Source organism: Saccharopolyspora galaxeae, assembly GCF_016526145.1.
Taxonomy (GTDB): Bacteria; Actinomycetota; Actinomycetes; order Mycobacteriales; family Pseudonocardiaceae; genus Saccharopolyspora_C; species Saccharopolyspora_C galaxeae.
The window spans coordinates 193,531-210,571 of record NZ_JADDUE010000007.1 but is presented as its reverse complement, the minus strand read 5'-3'; the positions used below and the strand labels follow the sequence as shown (position 1 = coordinate 210,571).

The following is a 17,041-nucleotide window of genomic DNA, read 5'->3' as shown; positions in this document are numbered from 1 at the left end:
CCACCTCGTGACCGACGCGCTCACCGTCTCCGAAACCGCGCACGAACCGTTCGCCTCGCTCGCGGAGCTGCGCGCGCAAGGACCGGTGCACCGGATCGACACTCCGGACGGCCCGCCCGCCTGGCTGGTCACGAGATACGCGGAAGTCCGCGCGCTGTTCGGGGATTCGCGGTTCGCGCTGCACCGCGAGCACTCGCACGGCCGCGACTTCACCGGTTTCGACCTGCCTCCGCAGCTCGACGCGCACCTGCTCAACAGCGACCCGCCTCGGCACACCCGGCTGCGGCGGGAGATCGCGCCCAGCTTCACCGCGCAGCGGGTTCGCGCGATGAGTCCGCAGGTTCGTGCGGTGGCCGACGAACTCGCCGCTTCGCTGTCGGGCGAAGTGGACCTAGTCGGCGAGTTCGCGGTGCTCCTGCCGGTGCGGGTGATCGCGGAGCTGCTACCGCTGCCCGCCGACGCGCGGGACACGTTCGCGGGCTGGGCTGATTCGCTGCTGCGGCACACGCCCGGCGCGGAGCCGCGTGCGCGGGACACGATGGACGACATGCGGCGGATCATCGGTTCGGCGTTGTCGTCGGATCCGCCCGCCGACTCGCTGCTCGCGGGGCTGCTGACCGCGCGCGGCGCGGGACGGCTCGATGCGGACGAGTTGACCAGCATGGTCTTCTACCTGCTGTTCGTCTGGTACGAGATCATGGTGCACGCGGTGTCCTCGGCGATGCTGCGGCTGCTCGGCTCGGAACGGCTCGACACCGGCGTCGAGGAGGTGCTGCGGCTGCACCCGCCGCAGTTGCTCGCCGCACCGCGATACCCGTTGCACGACTTGGAAATCGGCGGAGTGAGCGTCCGCGCGGGCGATACGCTGCTGCTGTCGCTGGCATCGGCGAACCGGGATGAGCGGGTGTTCTCGGAACCTTCGGAATTCGTGCCCGACCGCAACCCGAACCCGCACCTGAGCCTCGGCCACGGCACCCACGCCTGCCCGGCTTCGACGCTGACCCGCGTCATCGCCCGCTGCGCCGTGGAGGCGCTGCACGCGCAACACCCGCACGCCGCGCTGACCCCGGCCCCGGTGACCTGGCGCGGCAACTTCCGCCACCACGGCCCGGCCGCGCTGCGAGCGAATCTCACCCGCCACAAGCGGTAGTCCGCGGAGTGAACGGACCGTTGGTCCCAATAGATTGGATGAACAGGCCGTTCACTCGCCTCGGTCCGCGGGCGCCGGCATGTCGCCCCGGTCCGCGTACGCGGGATGCAATCCGAGCGAACGGACCGTTCGTCCGAATAGATTGGGCCAACAGGCCGTTCGCTCAAGGAACTGCGCTTGCTAGGAGTTGTCGAGGGGCTGGCAGTTCGGACAGTGGAATGTGGTTCGGCCCGCGGTTTTGGTGCGGTCGAGGGCGGTCGAGCAGCGCGGGCAGTGCGGGTCGGGCTCGTCGCGGTGGCCGGTGAGCCAAGACGGGCGGTCGGGCACGTGGGCGACCTTCGCGGACTGGCGCAGCACGGTGTGCGCGCGGCGGCTGAGCTTGGACAGCTCCGGCGCGCTCAGGTCGCCGGTGCTGCGCGCCGGGTGGATGCGGGCCTGCCAGAGGGTTTCGTCGACGGTGAGATTTCCCAGCCCGGCCAGCACTTCCTGGTCCATCAACGCCGCTTTCACGCCGCGCTTGGTGCGGGTCAGCCGCTCCCGGTAGTCCGCTGCGGAGGCCGCCATCGCGTCCGGGCCGAGTTCGCCGAGCTGCGCGTCCAGGTCGGACTGCCGCCGCGCCAGGTGCAACCCGGTCAGCTTGCGCATGTCCCGGTACCGAAGCTCGCCGTCGGCGAAGCGGAACACCACGCGGTCGTGCTTGTGCGGCTCGTCGTCCCGGCCGCACCACAACATCCGGCCGGTCATGCCGAAGTGCAGCAGCACCTCCGGGAACTCGGTGCCGACCGGTATCACCAGCCACTTGCCGTGCCGCCACGGCGTGCCGAACTCCTTGCCGCGCAAGGCTTTCCGGAACTCCTGCGGGCGCACCCCGCGCAACACCTGCGCGTCGTTCACCACGACGTCCTCGACTTCGCGGCCGACCGCCTCTTGTGCGACCCGGCGGAAACCCTCGACGTCCGGCAGTTCAGGCATGTCATCGGAGTACCCGGCACGCCGCCCGAAAACCCAAACGGCTCGCTACGCGGATCAGCGTTCGTAGATCTCCCTACGGTGGCCAAGAGCCAAGACAACGACGACCAAATGATCGTCTTCGATGCGATATATGATCCGCCAATCCCCCACTCGCAACCGCAGTTTCCCCGGCAATCCCTTCATCGCCACGACACCGGGTGGCCGCGGGTCGTTCCTGAGCCTGTCGATCGCCGCTTGCAATCTCCGGCGTACCGGCTTGTCGAGCTTTTGGAGTTCTTTCAGCGCTTCACGCTTGATCTCGATGTCCCAGTGGGCCACTACGAACGGCCCTCAAGGGCAATGATCGCCTCATCCCAGGAAACAGTGTCGGACTGCTCCGCTTCGGCGACCCGGCGCGCCCAGTACTCCTCTTCCGCCGCCTCGTGACGTTCGGCGACGTCAGCGGGAACCAACGCCGCGTACCGAGCCCCGTTCACCGTGATGTACGTGACGTCGCCTTCCCTCGCGCCATGCACGAGGTTCGGCAACTTGGCACGTGCCTGCGAGATGCTGACTTCGTCCGGGTCACCTTCGTACGTCATATCGACCATCTCAACGCTCATGTACCGAATGTACAAGCCGTACATGACAACGAACTCAGCACGGTCTCACTTCAAGTACTGCGTGAACCAGCTGGTGGCGACGGTGGCGGCTTGTTCCAGGGCGCCGGGTTCCTCGAACAGGTGCGTCGCGCCGTCGACGACGTGCAGGTCGTGCGGGGCGCGGAGTTGTTCAGCGGTGCGGCGGTTGAGTTCGAGCACTTCCATGTCGCTGCCGCCGACGATCAGCAAGGTCGGTGCCCGCACGTTCTGCAGGGCCTCCGAAGCGAGATCCGGACGACCACCACGGGAGACCACCGCCTGCACCACATCCGGTCGGCGGGCGGCGGCGCCGAGTGCAGCGGCCGCGCCGGTGCTGGCGCCGAACAGGCCCGCCGGGCCGCGCCACCAGTCCAGCACGCCCAGCACCCGCACGGTCAGCAGCGGGATGTTGAACCGCAGCTCGGCGTGCACGTCGGCGCGGTCCTCGTCCGGCGTGAGCAGGTCCATCAGCAGCGTGCCGATACCGGCTTCCTGCAACTGCTCAGCGACCCAGCGGTTCCGGCTGCTGTGCCGGGACGAGCCGCTGCCGTGCGCGAACACCACCAGCGGCCCGTTGCGGTCTGGCAGCGTCAGGTCGCCGATCAGCTCACCGGTCCCGTGCACGACCGGGAGCGAGACCTGTTCAGGTTCCGCCATCCTGCACCCGCTCCGCGCCTTCCTCCGGTGAGGCGTTGCTGACGCCGGTGGCGTCGCCCTCGTTGGTCGCCGCGGACAGGCCGGTGTCCTCGACCTCGTCGCCCTCCAGGACCGTGCCCGGTTCGCCTGCGGCGTCCTGCTCGGCGGCGATCTGCTCACCGCGGGAACCGTCGGCGACCTCCTGGGTGGCCTGCTCGTCCACCGAGTCGTCCAGCTCGTACAGGCGGGTTTCGGCGACCGGTCTGCCCGGTTCGGCGTCCGGGTCGGGGCGTTCCTCCGAGATCCGTTCGTCGATCGAGTCGCCCGCGCGCTGCTCGCTCGGCGTGGGGCGCTCGGCCGTGGTCTGCGACAGGTGCTCGGGCGGCTCCACGCCCCCTTCGAGCGGGTCCACGCCCAGTTCGTCCTCGTCGAGGTCCCCCGCGGATTGCAGCTCGGCCGGATCTTGCGGTTCCGCAGGGTCCGGGCCGACCTCGTCAGCAGACGGGGTCGTGGCGTCCAGGGGATCCGACATCGTGCGCGTCTCCATTTCCCTACGCGGACATGACCTCCGCGCACGGACTACCCGCAGGTGCCGCTGTTAATCCCCCTTGATCGAACGCAGGAACGACGCCCAGCGGGAGCGGTCGAACACGAGCGTGCCGCCGGAGCGGTCCTTGGTGTCGCGGACGCCGACCGTTGATGGCGTGCGTGCGACCTCGACGCACGCTGCGGCGTTCGAGGTGTAGCTCGACGTGTACCAGTGGGCATCTTCTAGCGGGGTCACACGCTTCACCGTAGTGCCTTGATCTCGCGGTGAATCAAGTCCAGCGAACCTTCGCGCCCCGCTGTCTGTTTCACCGATTCTGCGAACGTCGCGCTGAACTGACCGACTCTCGGGCGGTGTTCCATCACGGTCGCCGACGTCACCGCTTCCTGCCATGCCACCCGTGGCAACCGCGAGTTCGCGAAGTGCAGGATGTGGAATGTGGACGCGCCCAATGCGCCATGCGCACCTGCGCTGAAAGGCACGACCAGAACTTCCAGCGTGTCGGGCTTTTCCTCGATTACCTCGGTCAAGTGCCGCAGTTGCTCGACCATGACTTCGCGACCGCCGACCTGCTGGCGGAGCGCACCCTCGCTGAGTACGGCGGTGAGCCGCAGCGGGTCGTCGCCGGTGAGGCGCTGCTGGCGGCGCATCCGGACCTCCACCCGCTGGTCCGCCTCCGAGGTGCGGATGTTCGGGCCGTCACTGGTGACGATCGCGTAGGCGTACGCCTCGGTCTGCAACAGCCCGGGGATCAGCAGGCTTTCGTGCGTCTGCACGGATTCCGCGCCGTGCTCATAACCGAAGTAGCGCAACACTTCGGCGGGGAAGATGCCGGAGTACTTCGACCACCAGCCGCGTCGCGCGCTCTGCTCCAGCATGGCGCGCAATTCCGCCGCTTCGTCCGCGTCGATCGCGTAGACCTCGACCATCGCCTCAAGCTTGGCCTCGGTGACCTTGCGCTTGCCGTGCTCGAGATCGCTGAGGAAGTTCTGCGACATGTTCAGGCGTTTGCCCGCCTCCACGGCGGTCAGCGCCGCGGTGTCGCGCGCTTCGCGGAGCCGGATTCCCAGCTCCCAGGCGGTAACGGTCGGGGAAGGCGGTGGCATGGCGGTCTCCTTCGTGCGTTCGGGGACAGCGTACGAGTCGATCACCGTTACCCGATCAGGGAATACCCTTTGAGATATCGCAGTCGCTATCGTTCCCGCGGCGGCGGCCCCGGTCCTCCCCGACCCCTCCCCGTTGGGGCCGCCGCCTCCCCTGGGTGGAAGGAGCGGGACGTGGATCCGATCTCGAACGGTCCGGTGGCCTACTGGCGGCCGGTCGGCGGTGTGCGGCACGGGATGCTGACCTCCGAGCGGCCGTATCCGGGCGAGGAGCGCAAAGCGCTCTGCGGCGAGCCGCTGCTGATCACGAAACCGCGCGACGAGGACTGGCTCTCGCCGACCTGCGCGACCTGCTGGGCTGAGGCGAAAGCATTGCGGGACAAGCGATCGCGGCGCTGAGCCGTCAGCTCTTGCCTTCGGTGCTCGCCCGCGGGACCAGCACCCGCGGCGGAAGTTCCAGGTCGTCGGCCGTGCCGGTCTCGATCAGCTCCAGCAGCAGGTGCACCGCTGCCTCCGCGTTCTGCTCGTCGTCCTGCGCCAGCGCGGTCACCTGCGGCGTCACGACCCGGCACAGCATCGAGTCCTGCCAGGACAGCACCGCGAGCTCATCCGGAACGCGGGTGCCGAGCTCGGCGGAGCGCGCCACGGCCGCGACCGCCATCACCGCGCTGTCGTAGACGATCGCCGTGGGCGGCGGGTCCGCGGCCAGCAGCCGCCAACTCGCCCGCACACCACCGGATTCGGTGCTGTCGGCCTCGGCTTTGACCAGGTCGGTGCCGAGGCGTTCGCGCACCCGCCCGCGCAACGCGGCGCTGCGGTTCTGGGTGTGCTGCAGATCGGGACCGCCTTGGACGTGGCCGATCCGGCGATGCCCCAGCGACGCCAGGTGATCGACGACGGCGTGCACCTCTTCGCGCTCGATGTGGCGCAGCACCGCGACGTTGCCGAAGCGTTCGTGGTCACCGACGACGACGGCGGGAATGCCGAGTTCGCGCAGCAGTTGCGGGCGCGGGTCGCAGGCGCGCAGGTCGGTGACGATCATGCCGTCGATGCGGCGCTCGGCCCACCAGCGGCGATAGGTCAGCAGCTCGGCGTCCTGGTCCGGAGTCAGCGCCAGCTGCAACGACAAGCCGTGCTGCGCCAACGCGGCCTCCACCCCGGACAACCACTGCACCACGAGCGGATCGGACCGCAGCTCGTCCGGCGGGCGGGACAGCACGACGCCGACGCTGCCGGTGCGGTCCGCGGCCGGAGTGCGGGCCGGGCCGCCGGACTCCCAGCCGAGCTGGGCGGCGACGTCGAGGACGCGTTCGCGCGTCGCGGCCGAAACACCCGCGCGGCCGTTGAGCGCGTAGGACACCGCGGCCTTGGACACGCCCACGCGGCGCGCGATGTCGATGATCGTGGGCCGGTTCAACTCAGGCTCCCCCTCGGTCAGCCCTCCCCGCCCCGGCAGCATAGCGAATTCCGCGATCTCATCGGCCGGACTTTCCGGAGTGCGAGACCCGTTCGCCCGCTCTTCCCGGGGGCACGGTCCGCTCACTCCGAACACACGATCCCCGGCCGGGTAAGGCGCGGGCGTGTCGATTTTCCGAGTGAACGGACCGTTGGTCCCACTAGATTGGACGAACAGGCCGTTCACTCGGAGAGGACGAGCCGGACGGGGCCGGACATGCCGAAGGCGCCGGGGATCAGCCCGGCGCCTCCAGCGCACTGAACTCGCTCGATCGCGGAAAGACCGAGCGCAACCGGCTCAGCTGCCCCGGTTCTCCCCCAACTCCTCGACGATCGGGTTCGCCGGGACCTCGGCCTGGTGCTCGGCCAAGCCGCCCTTCTGCGGCCGGCGGTTCTGCTGAGCCTTGTCGGAATCCGACTGGCCCTCCTCCTCGCCCCGCTCCAGCGGGACCGAGCGCACTACCTCGGTGACGTTGTCGTAGTCGGCGGGCGGCATCGCCCGCAGCGCCCGCACGGTCTCCTCGTCGACACCGTTGTTGTTGGCGAACTCGACCAGCTGGTCCTTGCTCGCCGGGAAATCGACGCCGGACAGCGAAGCCTTCAGCGTCTCACGCGTCGTCGTCATGCTTTCCCCTTTCGACGCGGGGTCTCGGTTCACGTTCCGCGGCAGGCCCTCAGCCGTCGCTGTAGCGCAGGATCGCGCCGACACCGCCGTCGAGCTCGACCTTCTCCGGATCGACCAGCACCAGTTCGGCGTCGGTGCCCGCCACCGCCCACGCGGTCGCCGCACTCGCGGGCGCGGTGCCGGGGCTGGCCACGCCCATGTCCGTCAGCGGGCGCTGCTCGAGCGCGATCTGGTTCGGCAGTGGACCGACGTGCAGCCAGGTCACCGACTCCGGGCGGGACCACAGCAGGGTCCGGACCTGGCCGCGCTGCAGAGCGCCGATCACGCGTTCCCAGCCTTCGACGGCGCGTTCGTGCCTGCCGCGTTCCTGCTCGAACTCGCGCACCGTCTCGTTCGCGCGGGCCTCCACGGCGTGCGCCACGGTGTCGTCGACCTCGCGGCGCAAGCTCTCGCCGGACGCCTTGCGATCCAGGTGGCTCGCCTCGGTCTGCACCGTGCGTTCCCGGACGTTGTCCGGCAGCGCCTCGTGCACGAGCTTGCGCTGCTGCGGATCACCGGCCAGCACGACCGCTTCGGCGCCGATGCGCATCGCCTGCTTGGCGAGTTCGTCGGCGGCCTCGCGGGCGTTGTGCTGCCACTGCTCCTCGACCGCGTGCTGGAAGCGCTTCTCGTTCTCGTCGTGGCCCCCGACGTGGGCCTTGTGCACCGGGTGCTCACCGCCCTGAACCCGCCGGGTCTGCGGCTCGCCGCCCGCCGGGGCGATCGTGAGCTCCGCGTTGATGTGGTCGACCAGCGCGACCACGTGCGGGATCTTGGAAGCACGCAGCCGCAGGTACGGCATCAGGTGCGGCAGCGTGCCGTAGTGCACCTTCTCGTCGTCGGAAGCGTCGGTCGGCGGTTCCGGCAGCTCCTCGTTGAACACGACCTCGCCGCCGGTGGCGACCAGCACCTGGCCGCGGCGGCCGGTGCGGTACTCGTGCCGATCGACGGTGTCGTCCAATGCGCGCAGCGTGTCCTCGTCGGCACCTTGGTCGGTGAGCTGCTCACGCGCCGAACGCCACCGCAGCTGCACGGCCTTCTTCGCGTCCTCGGCATCCGCCGAGGTGTCCAGGTACACCGTCGCGAACGGCCCGCGGCGTTCGTAGACGTCTTGCAGGAACGCGAGTTTCATCGACCACTCCAATTAAATCTCAGGGCCTCCGATCCGCCGCGCGATGCGCGCGGGCCGGATCAAGCGCTGCGGGCCTGCGCGCGGTGCTTGCCCTCGGCGACCTCTTCCACGAGCTTGTCGCAGAACGCGGGCAGATCGTTCGGGTTGCGGCTGGTCACCAGACCGGAATCGACGACGACCTCCTCGTCGACCCATTCCGCGCCCGCGTTGCGCAGATCCGTGGCCAGGCTCGGGTAGGAGGTGACCCGGCGGCCGCGAACCACGTCCGCCTCGACCAGCGTCCACGGGCCGTGGCAGATCGCGGCGACCGGCTTCTGCTGCGAGAAGAAGGTGCCGACGAAGCGCACCGCGCTCGGCTCGGTGCGAAGCGCGTCCGGATTCGCCACACCGCCGGGCAGCACCAAGCCGTCGTACTCGTCCGGCGAGACCTCGCTGACGACCTTGTCCACGGTGAACGTGTCCGCCTTCTCCAGGCCGTCCCGGCCCTGCACCGAACCGGGCGCCACCGACACCAGCTCGGGTGTGCCGCCCGCGTCCTGCACGGCCTTCCACGGCTGGGTCAGCTCCACCTGCTCGATGCCGTCCTGGGCCACCAGGAACGCCACCTTCGCGCCGTTCAGACTGGCGCTCATCGCACAACCTCCGTGTCGATCGGTGAAGCACCGCTGTGCTGCGGTGCCGCTTGGCCGTGCCCTACCCGTGGCCCGGATGCGGCAAACTCCACGGTGGATCACCCGCGATCGACTTCGAGGAGCCCGGATGCGCATCGGCGCGACGATCGACGACTTCGCACTGCCCGACCAGCACGGCGCGGAACGCAAGCTCTCCGAACTGCTCGCGCACGGCCCGGTGGTGCTGTTCTTCTACCCGGCGGCGATGACCTCGGGCTGCACCGCGGAGAGCTGCCACTTCCGCGACCTGTCCGCGGAGTTCGCCGAGCTCGGGGCGCAGCCGGTGGGCATCAGCACCGACCCCGTCGACAAGCAGGCGGAGTTCGCCCGCACCAACTCGTTCCAGTACCCGCTGCTGTCCGACACCGACGGGGCCGTCGCGCGGATCTTCGGCGTCAAGCGCCGGTTCGGTCCGCTGCCGGTGAAGCGGCACACCTTCGTCATCGGCCAGGACCGCACGCTGCTGGAAACGGTGCGCAGCGAGTTCAACATGGGCACGCACGCCGACACGGCGCTGAAGTTCCTCCGCGAGCGAAGCGGCGCATGAGCCACATCGCGTTCGAAGCCCCACCCGCACCGGGGCACGTGAACCCGACGCTGCCGCTGGTCGCCGAGCTCGTCCGCCGCGGGCACCGGGTCAGCTTCGCCACCGGGGAGCGGATGCTGCACGCGGTGCGGCAGGCGGGTGCCGAGCCGGTCCGGCTGCCCGGTGCGCTGCCGGTGGCCGAACCCGGTGCGGGCGGCGAATCCTTCGGCGCCGAACAACTCGCGGTGCTGCTGGAGGGCGTGCTCGCCGAGATCCGCGCGGACCTGCCCGTGCTGGTCGAGCACTTCGGCCTCGACCGGCCGGACGTGGTGTGCTTCGACGCGATCAGCCCGTTCGGCTCGATGATCGCGGAGAAGCTGGGTGCGCGCGGCATCGCGCTGAGCACGAACCTCGTGGGCGGCGGGACGTTCATGCCGGAGCGGTTCGACTTCGGCCACCCGCGGCTGGTAGCGGTCCGATCCGAGATGGCGGCGTTCGCCGCCGAACACGGGGTGTCGCTACCCGATCCGATGGCCGGATCACCCGCGGGAACGACCATCGTGTTCGCACCCCGCGCGTTCCAGCCCGGTGGTGACGAGTTCGACGAGGGGGTCCGATTCGTCGGGCCGTCCCTCGACCGCCACGAAGAACCGTTCACGCCGCCGGGTTCGCCGCTGCTCTACATCTCGCTGGGCACCGCGCACACCCGCAGGCCGGAGTTCTTCCGCACCTGCGTGGCCTCGTTCGCCGACACGCCGTGGCGAGTCGTGCTCGCCACCGGTGCGGTCGACGCGGGCGAACTCGGGGCGGTGCCGGAGAATTTCACCGTGGCGCCGTCGATCCCGCAGATCGGCGTGCTGCGGGCAGCGGACGTGTTCGTCACGCACGCCGGGCTGGGCTCGGTACTGGAAGCGCTGGCCCTCGGCGTGCCGACCGCGGCGGTGCCGCAGTTCCCGGAGCAGGAGACCAACGCGGCGCGGGTGCGCGACCTCGGGCTCGGGCGGTGGCTCGACGCGGCAGAGCTCGACCCGGGGTCGCTGCGGGCGGCCGTCGAAGACGTTGCCGAAGACGCGGACGTGCGGGCGAACCTCGCGTGGATGCGGCAGGTGATCGCCGAGAGCGGCGGTGCGGCCGCAGCCGCCGACATCGTGGAGAGCCGGCTCTGATCGCATCGGTGCGTACCGGCGCGGGGCAGCGGGTAACCGCGAGGTCGTGCGGGGTTTCACGAGCATCGCGCTGGTCGCGTTCGGGTTGGGTGTGCTGACCGGCTGCGGCGGGACGGTGCTGGAATCGCCCAGCGGTGCTCCGGCGGGTGCCGCGGGGACCATCGGCACCAACGAGGGCGTCGGGCAGATCAAAGTCCGCAACGTGCACTTGGCCGCCACCGAAGCGGGCTATCCGCCTGGTTCCGCCGCACCGGCCGAGCTCTTCCTGATCAATAACGGGATGCGGCAGGACGCACTGGTCGGAGCGCGTTCCCCGCAAGCCGAACGGGTCGAGCTGCGATGGGACCGGGGCTGCGACGGGCAGGCCGAACCCGTGCCGCAGATCCCTGTCACCGCGCAGGGCACGGTCCCGCTGGCGCCCGGCCAGCCCGAGTCGGCCACGCCGTACCGGCTGGAGGTCATCGGGCTGGAGCGGGTGGCCCGCCCGGGAACGACGTTCCCGCTGACGTTGACCTTCGCGCAGGCAGGTGACGTGCGCGTGGACGCGAAGATCCAAGCCACCCGCGACGGCGACAAGCCCCCGCCGCACCCGTGCGCGGCACCGCCCGGTCCACCGGCGACCGCGCCACCGCCTCCGCGAACACCGCAGGGCAGGGAATTCACCGCGCAGGGCACGGTCCAAGCCGGTCCCCGGCCGGACTGCCGGCTGCTGACCGGACACGGCAGGCCGTACATCCTGGTCGGCGGCGATCCGGCCGTGGTGCGGCCGGGCGCCGAGATCACCGTGCGCGGTTCTCCGGTGCCGGAGCTGCGCACGCCGTGCGGCCACGGCACCACGCTGCACGTGCTGCAAGCGATGCCGAGGTGACGGCGCAGCACCGGCGGGATCACCCCAGCGGGATCACTGCGGCGGGTTCGCGCACGACGGGTTCAGCAGCTTCTGGATCTCCGGAGTCCGCATGTTCTCCTTGGTGACCAGCGTCGAACCGGTGTCGGTGGCCGGGCTTTCGCCCGGCAGCCTGCGGATGTCGGTGATCGCCGACTGGACCGAGGAATAGCCCATCTTGAACGGGTTCTGCGCGATCAGACCGGTGATCACGCCGTCCTTCAACGACTCGATCTGGCCTTCCGAGGTGTCCCACCCGATGATCTTGACCTGGCCGGCCTTGCCCGCCTGCCGAACCGCCTCGGCTGCACCCAGCACGCTCGGCTCGTTGCCCGCGTAGATCCCGTTCAGGTCCGGGTTCGCGGTCAGGATGTCCTGGGTGACCTGCAAGGCGGTGTTGTAGTCGCTGCTGGAGGACTGCCGCGCCACCAGCTGCAGGCCCGGGTTCTTCGCCAGCCCGCGCTCGAAGCCCTCCGCGCGGGTCTCGTTCGTGCTGGTGCCCGGCAGGAACTCGATGAACGCGACCTTGCCGCGCCCGCCGAGCTGGTCGGCCAGCAGCTGGGTGCCCTGCTCGGCGGCCTGCACGTTGTTCGTGGCGTAGACCGGCACGCCCGGCGGCTGCGGCGTGGTGCCGGAGTCCATGTTCACCACCGTGGTGCCCTGCTGCAGAGCCGACTCCGACACCTGCGCGAGCGCTTTCGCGTCCGTGGCGGCATAAACCAGACCCTGCACGCCCTGGGCGATGGTGTCCTGCAGCAGGCTCTGCTGGCCGCTGACGTCGTCCTCGGAGGTGACGCCGTCCCAGTAGACGTTGACGTTCGGATGCTTCGAGGCCGCGCACTCGGCGCCGACGCGCACCTGCTCCCAGAAGTCGAACCCGATCGCCTTCGGGATCACCGCGAGCCGGATCGCGCCGCCCTCCGCGGCGGCCGTCCCGCTCGGCCGGTGGATCCGCACGCTGCAGCCGGACGCGGCCAGCAGCACGACCAGGCACAGCAGTCCCAGCAGCTTCTTCATCGCCGAACCCCTCACCCGACGTCCCCGGCGAGCTTGCGGCGCTGGTACCGGTCCCACCACACCGCGAGCCAGATGATCACGCCGATCAGCACGTTCTGGTAGAAGGTGCCGATGTTCAGCTGCACCGCACCGTTGCGGATCACCGCAACCAGGAACGCGCCGATCAGCGAACCCAGCACCGTGCCGCGCCCGCCGAACAGGCTCGCCCCGCCGATCACCACGGCCGCGATCACGTCCAGCTCCAGGCCCTCGCCGAAGTTCGGCTGACCCGAGTTGATCCGCGAAGCCGCGATCATGCCGCCGAGCCCGGCCAGCATCCCGGACAGCACGTAGACCCAGGTCGTGTGCTTGCGCACCGGCACGCCGGACAGCCGCGCGGCCTCCGAGTTCGAGCCCATCACGTAGGAGTAGCGGCCCAGCCGGGTGCGGGTGAGCACCAAGTGCCCGAGCACCGCGACCACCACGATCATCAGCACCGGGATCGGCACCGGACCGATCACGCCCTGCCCGAGCAGGCGGAACGACTCCGGCGCGCCGAACACCGCGACCGCGCCGGTGCTGATCAGCACCAGACCGCGGGCGACGCTGAGCATCCCCAGCGTCGCGATGAACGGCGGTAGACCCACCGTCGACACCAGCAGGCCGTTGACCAGGCCCGCGGCCGCGCCGACCACGAGTCCGCCGAGGATGCCCACCAGCGGGTTGAAGCCGAAGTCGGCCATCAGCATCACGCCGAGCACCCCGGACAGCGCGGCCACCGAACCCACCGACAGGTCGATGCCGCCGGTGATGATCACCAGCGTCACACCGACCGCCATCACCGCGTTCACCGAGGTCTGCGACCCCAGGTTGAACAGGTTGTCCGCGGTCAGGAACGACGGCGCGATGATCGAGAGCACCACGAACACCACGATCAGCGCCCCCGCAGCGGCGACCTGCGAGATCGCTCCGGAGAAGCGGTCGGTCAACCCGCCGAGCAGGCCACCGGAGGCCGCACCCCCGCTTTCCGATCTGTCCTCTTCGACCGGCGGCTGCCCGCCAGGCCCGGTCGGCGACTGCTCGCTCACTGGTCCTCCCTCGCTCCGGTCGCCAGCGCCACGATCCGTTCTTCGGAGAACTCGGCGCGCTCGAGCTCACCGGTGATCCGCCCCTCGCGCAGCACGAGGATCCGGTCGCACATGTTCAGCAGCTCCGGCAGGTAGCTGGAGATCAGCACGACCGCCTTGCCGTCCACGGCCAGCGCGTCGAGCTGGCCGAACATCTCCGATTTCGCCCCGACGTCCATGCCGCGGCCGGGCTCGTCGAACAGCAGCACCTCGGCCTCGGTCTGCAGCCAGCGCGCCAGCACGACCTTCTGCTGATTGCCGCCGGACAACGCCTGCACCGGGCGGCCGATGTTCGGCACCCGGATCCGCAGCCGGTCCCGTTCCCGTTGCGCGACGCGGCGTTCCGCGCCCAGGTCGATCAGCCCGCCCATCATCGGCAGCTTCGCCAGCGTGATGTTCTTGTCCACGCCGAGCTGCAGCGCCAGCCCGTCGGACTTGCGGCTCTCGGTGAGGTAGCCGATGCCCGCGGCGATCGCGTCCGCCGGTCCGCGGATCTTGAGCTCGCGGCCGTCCAGCTCGACCGAGCCGGAATCCGGCGGTTCGGCCCCGAACACCGAACGCGCCAACTCGGTGCGCCCGGCACCCACCAGCCCGGCCATGCCGACGATCTCGCCCGCGCGCACCTCGAACGACACGTCGCGCACCGCCGCGCCGCGGGACAGCCCGCGCACCCGCAGCCGCACCTCGCCCGGGTCGGTGTAGGTGCGCGGGTAGAGATTCTGCACGTCGCGGCCCACCATCAGCGCGACCAGCCGCGACTCGTCCAGCTCGGCCACCGGCCGGGTCGCGACCACCTCGCCGTCGCGCAGCACCGTCACGCGGTCGCCGATCTCGAAGATCTCGTCCAGCCGGTGCGAGATGTAGAGGACGCCGATGCCGGCCGCGGTGAGTTCGCGGACGATGCCGAACAGTTCCGCGGTCTCCTGCTCGGTCAGCGTCGCCGTCGGCTCGTCCAGGATGAGCAGCTTCGCCTCGACCGCCAGCGCCTTCGCCAGCTCCACCCGCTGCTGCTGCGCGGTGGAGAGCTTGCCCACCGGCCGCGCGGGATCGACGTGCAGCCCGACCCGCTTGAGCAACGCCCGCGCCTGTTCGCGCTCGGCGCTGCGGGAGATCCACCCGGCGCTGCCGGGCTCGTGCCCGATGAACAGGTTCTCCGCCACCGACAGGTCGGGGGCCAGCGCGAATTCCTGGTGCACCATCGAGATCCCGAGCCTGCGCGCCGCGGCGGGCCCGCGGTAGGACACCGGCCGGCCGTCGACCTCGACGGTGCCGGAGGAGGGTTCCTCGACCTGCGCCACCAGCTTCATCAGCGTCGACTTGCCCGCGCCGTTCTCACCGGCCAGCACGTGCACCTCGCCCGCGCGCACGTCCAAGTGGACCCCGGAGACCGCGACCACCCCGGGGAATCGTTTGCTCACGTCGTCGAGCCGCACCAGCACCGGCGCCGCCGACCCCTCGGAACGCGACACGGTGTGCCTCCCTCGATCATCGTTGATCAGGTACCGCCACTGCGGTGCGCCGGAGCATACTCACCGCGGCACTGCGCCGGAAGAGTTGCGGCGAACCCGAGTAACCGATTACCAGCAGCCCTCGCGAACGCTCTCGGCGGGGATCGCGACAACGCCGGTGTCCGAATCCGTAAGCTGGCCCCCGCCACCGAGTCATCGAGGGGGACTTGAAGTGCAGCCGTTGCTGGCAAGCGATCCCGCCAAGGTCGGGGACTACCGCCTGCTCGCGCGCATCGGTGGCGGCGCGATGGGCGCGGTGTACCTGGCGCGTTCCCGCGGCGGCCGCGTCGTGGCGATCAAGGTGGCCCGCCCGGAGCTCGCCGAGGACGCGGAGTTCCGCGAACGGTTCCGCCGCGAGGTCGACATGGCCCGCTCCGTCGGCGGGTTCTGGACCGCCGCCGTCGTCGACGCCGAACCGGACGCCGAGCAACCTTGGCTGGCCACCGAATACGTGCCCGGCCCGACGCTGCACAGCGCGGTCTCCGACCACGGCGCGCTGCCCGAGCCGACCGTGCGCAGCCTCGCCGCCGGGCTGGCCGAGGCGCTCAGCGCGATCCACCGCGCCGGGCTGGTGCACCGCGACCTGAAACCGGGCAACGTGCTGCTGGGGCCGGACGGGCCGCGGGTCATCGACTTCGGCATCTCGCGCGCGGTGACCAACAGCGCGCTCACCGCCACCGGGATCTTCCTCGGCACGCCGGGGTACTTCTCACCGGAGCAGACCACCGGCAGCGACGTCGGCCCGCCCAGCGACGTGTTCTCGCTCGGCGCGGTGCTGGTGTTCGCGGCAGGCGCCGCCGGGCCGTTCGGCTCCGGCAGCGCGCCGGTGATGCTGTACCGGGTGGTGCACAACCATCCGGACCTGAGCGCGCTGAGCCCGGGCCTGCGCTCGCTGCTCGGCCCGTGCCTGGCGAAGGAACCGGCCGAGCGGCCGACGCCGGACCAGCTGCTGGACGCGATCGGCGCGACGAGCCCGCAGGGCGACAACTGGCTCCCGCCCGCGATCAGCGCCGTGATCAACGAGCACACCACGCAGCTCAAGCAGGCTTCCGAGGCGGCGTTCGAGATGCCGCTGCCGGGTGGTGCCGCCCAGAACGGCGGCACGGCTCAGAGCAGTGCCGCCCACCAGGGCGGCAACCGAGGAACCGCATTCGCGCAGCCGCCCGGCGGGCAGGCCGTGCCCGGCTCGGCCGCGTTCCAGGCCGGCACGCCGTCGAACCCCGGCTCACGACCGCGGGGTGACTGGTCGGCCGCACCGCCGCAGTCACGGAACCCGAACGCGGGGGCCGCGCCCGCCGCGCAGACCAAGCGGCCGCCCGCCCCGAAGGCTCCCGAGCCGTCGTTCCCGTCGTCGGTGCCGCGGAAGGTTTCCGCGAACACCCCCGGACCGGTGTTCGTCACCGGCGGTCGCGGCGGCGCGCTGCTGTGGGCGGTGTTGATGTTCGTGGTCGCGGCATTCGCTTACACGCTCGGCGACGAAGTCGCCGGCAACCCGGTACCGACGCTGGCGTTCCTGCTGTTCTTCGTCAGCGGTCTGCTGTCGCTGGCCAAAGCCGTGCTGCCGGGCCTGCGGCTGAAGGTCAACACCGACGGGCTGCGGATCTCGCGGGCCGGGCTGGCGCGGGAGATCCCGTGGCACGAAGTGCGCCGCGTCGGCATCGTCGGCAAGGGCAAGAGGCAGGCGTTGACCGTGTGGCTGGCCGAACACGCGCCGCCGCAGCGCTGGCACGCGTGGCACCCGGTGCGCCGGATGCACGGCGGGGTGCAGATGTTCCCGCTCGGCGCGACCGGCGGGCCGATCACGCGGCGGCAGGAGACCCACCGGGTGCGCGAGGCCCTGCAGCAGTACGGCCGCGGCACCTACGACCGCCGCTTGAGCTGA

At 70.5% G+C, this 17,041-nt stretch carries 20 protein-coding genes; 6 read left to right on the top strand and 14 right to left on the bottom strand.

The genetic code is table 11. The features are described from left to right. Positions 1-7: 7 nt before the first annotated feature. A complete protein-coding gene (locus INP57_RS17665) occupies positions 8-1,150 on the top strand; it encodes a cytochrome P450 (RefSeq protein WP_200071338.1) in 1,143 nt (380 codons plus the stop codon). A gap of 180 nt (positions 1,151-1,330) precedes the next feature. Here the strand turns inward: INP57_RS17665 and INP57_RS17660 are convergent, their stop codons facing one another. The 7 genes from INP57_RS17660 to INP57_RS17630 all read right to left on the bottom strand — a co-directional run bounded on the left by INP57_RS17660 (position 1,331) and on the right by INP57_RS17630 (position 5,031). Then, a complete protein-coding gene (locus INP57_RS17660) occupies positions 1,331-2,122 on the bottom strand; it encodes an Fpg/Nei family DNA glycosylase (protein ID WP_200071337.1) in 792 nt (263 codons plus the stop codon). Positions 2,123-2,176: 54 nt separating this feature from the next. Then, complete coding sequence (locus tag INP57_RS17655; RefSeq protein ID WP_200071336.1) at positions 2,177-2,440, bottom strand: type II toxin-antitoxin system RelE family toxin; 264 nt, start codon at positions 2,438-2,440, stop codon at positions 2,177-2,179. Continuing rightward, positions 2,440-2,724, bottom strand: a complete 285-nt coding sequence (locus tag INP57_RS17650) for a type II toxin-antitoxin system prevent-host-death family antitoxin (protein ID WP_200071335.1) — start codon at positions 2,722-2,724, stop codon at positions 2,440-2,442. The genes INP57_RS17655 and INP57_RS17650 overlap by 1 nt, the downstream gene beginning before the upstream one ends. Before the next feature lie 45 nt (positions 2,725-2,769). Continuing rightward, complete coding sequence (locus INP57_RS17645) at positions 2,770-3,399, bottom strand: dienelactone hydrolase family protein (RefSeq protein WP_200071334.1); 630 nt, start codon at positions 3,397-3,399, stop codon at positions 2,770-2,772. Then, positions 3,386-3,910, bottom strand: a complete 525-nt coding sequence (locus tag INP57_RS17640) for a hypothetical protein (RefSeq protein ID WP_200071333.1) — start codon at positions 3,908-3,910, stop codon at positions 3,386-3,388. The genes INP57_RS17645 and INP57_RS17640 overlap by 14 nt, the downstream gene beginning before the upstream one ends. A 66-nt stretch (positions 3,911-3,976) precedes the next feature. Next, a complete protein-coding gene (locus INP57_RS17635; protein WP_200071332.1) occupies positions 3,977-4,162 on the bottom strand; it encodes a DUF397 domain-containing protein in 186 nt (61 codons plus the stop codon). Positions 4,163-4,167: 5 nt separating this feature from the next. Then, entirely contained in the window at positions 4,168-5,031 is an 864-nt protein-coding gene (locus INP57_RS17630) for a helix-turn-helix domain-containing protein (protein WP_200071331.1), read from the bottom strand. A gap of 171 nt (positions 5,032-5,202) precedes the next feature. On the opposite strand from INP57_RS17630, the gene INP57_RS30065 reads away from it, so the two are divergent. After that, complete coding sequence (locus INP57_RS30065) at positions 5,203-5,427, top strand: HC3 family zinc finger protein (RefSeq protein WP_200071330.1); 225 nt, start codon at positions 5,203-5,205, stop codon at positions 5,425-5,427. 4 nt (positions 5,428-5,431) lie between these two features. On the opposite strand, the gene INP57_RS17620 is transcribed toward INP57_RS30065, so the two are convergent. The 4 genes from INP57_RS17620 to INP57_RS17605 form a co-directional block, all read right to left on the bottom strand. Next, positions 5,432-6,445 (bottom strand): LacI family DNA-binding transcriptional regulator, encoded by a 1,014-nt coding sequence (locus INP57_RS17620; protein ID WP_200071329.1) that lies wholly within the window; start codon positions 6,443-6,445, stop codon positions 5,432-5,434. 336 nt (positions 6,446-6,781) lie between these two features. Then, complete coding sequence (locus INP57_RS17615) at positions 6,782-7,108, bottom strand: DUF2795 domain-containing protein (RefSeq protein WP_200071328.1); 327 nt, start codon at positions 7,106-7,108, stop codon at positions 6,782-6,784. Between the two features lie 49 nt (positions 7,109-7,157). After that, positions 7,158-8,279, bottom strand: coding sequence for a baeRF2 domain-containing protein (locus INP57_RS17610; RefSeq protein ID WP_200071327.1), 1,122 nt, complete (start codon positions 8,277-8,279; stop codon positions 7,158-7,160). A gap of 59 nt (positions 8,280-8,338) precedes the next feature. Then, on the bottom strand, positions 8,339-8,911 hold the full coding sequence (locus INP57_RS17605) for a type 1 glutamine amidotransferase domain-containing protein (RefSeq protein WP_200071326.1): 573 nt from the start codon (positions 8,909-8,911) through the stop codon (positions 8,339-8,341). Positions 8,912-9,038: 127 nt separating this feature from the next. Between INP57_RS17605 and INP57_RS17600 the strand changes: the two genes are divergently transcribed. Genes INP57_RS17600 through INP57_RS17590 form a run of 3 tightly spaced genes read left to right on the top strand, consistent with a single transcriptional unit; the run spans position 9,039 to position 11,510 of the window. Next, positions 9,039-9,497: a peroxiredoxin gene (locus INP57_RS17600; protein ID WP_200071325.1), complete on the top strand. Its 459-nt coding sequence runs from the start codon at positions 9,039-9,041 to the stop codon at positions 9,495-9,497. Continuing rightward, a complete protein-coding gene (locus INP57_RS17595; protein WP_200071324.1) occupies positions 9,494-10,642 on the top strand; it encodes a macrolide family glycosyltransferase in 1,149 nt (382 codons plus the stop codon). The genes INP57_RS17600 and INP57_RS17595 overlap by 4 nt, the downstream gene beginning before the upstream one ends. 46 nt (positions 10,643-10,688) lie before the next feature. Next, positions 10,689-11,510, top strand: coding sequence for a copper chaperone PCu(A)C (locus tag INP57_RS17590; RefSeq protein ID WP_307850140.1), 822 nt, complete (start codon positions 10,689-10,691; stop codon positions 11,508-11,510). A 33-nt stretch (positions 11,511-11,543) separates the two neighbouring features. Here INP57_RS17590 and INP57_RS17585 read toward each other — a convergent pair whose 3' ends face one another. The 3 genes from INP57_RS17585 to INP57_RS17575 are packed head-to-tail and all read right to left on the bottom strand — an operon-like array spanning position 11,544 to position 15,120. Then, positions 11,544-12,545 (bottom strand): substrate-binding domain-containing protein, encoded by a 1,002-nt coding sequence (locus INP57_RS17585; RefSeq protein WP_200071323.1) that lies wholly within the window; start codon positions 12,543-12,545, stop codon positions 11,544-11,546. A gap of 11 nt (positions 12,546-12,556) precedes the next feature. Next, positions 12,557-13,612 carry an ABC transporter permease gene (locus INP57_RS17580; RefSeq protein WP_200071322.1) on the bottom strand — a complete coding sequence of 352 codons (1,056 nt, stop codon included), beginning with the start codon at positions 13,610-13,612 and terminating at the stop codon, positions 12,557-12,559. Further along, a complete protein-coding gene (locus INP57_RS17575) occupies positions 13,609-15,120 on the bottom strand; it encodes a sugar ABC transporter ATP-binding protein (RefSeq protein WP_307850139.1) in 1,512 nt (503 codons plus the stop codon). Before INP57_RS17575 ends, INP57_RS17580 begins: the two co-directional genes overlap by 4 nt. Before the next feature lie 211 nt (positions 15,121-15,331). Here INP57_RS17575 and INP57_RS17570 point away from each other — a divergent pair, with 211 nt between their 5' ends. Continuing rightward, the gene (locus tag INP57_RS17570; RefSeq protein WP_200071321.1) at positions 15,332-17,041 is read left to right on the top strand and encodes a serine/threonine-protein kinase; all 1,710 of its coding nucleotides are present in this window, start codon (positions 15,332-15,334) and stop codon (positions 17,039-17,041) included.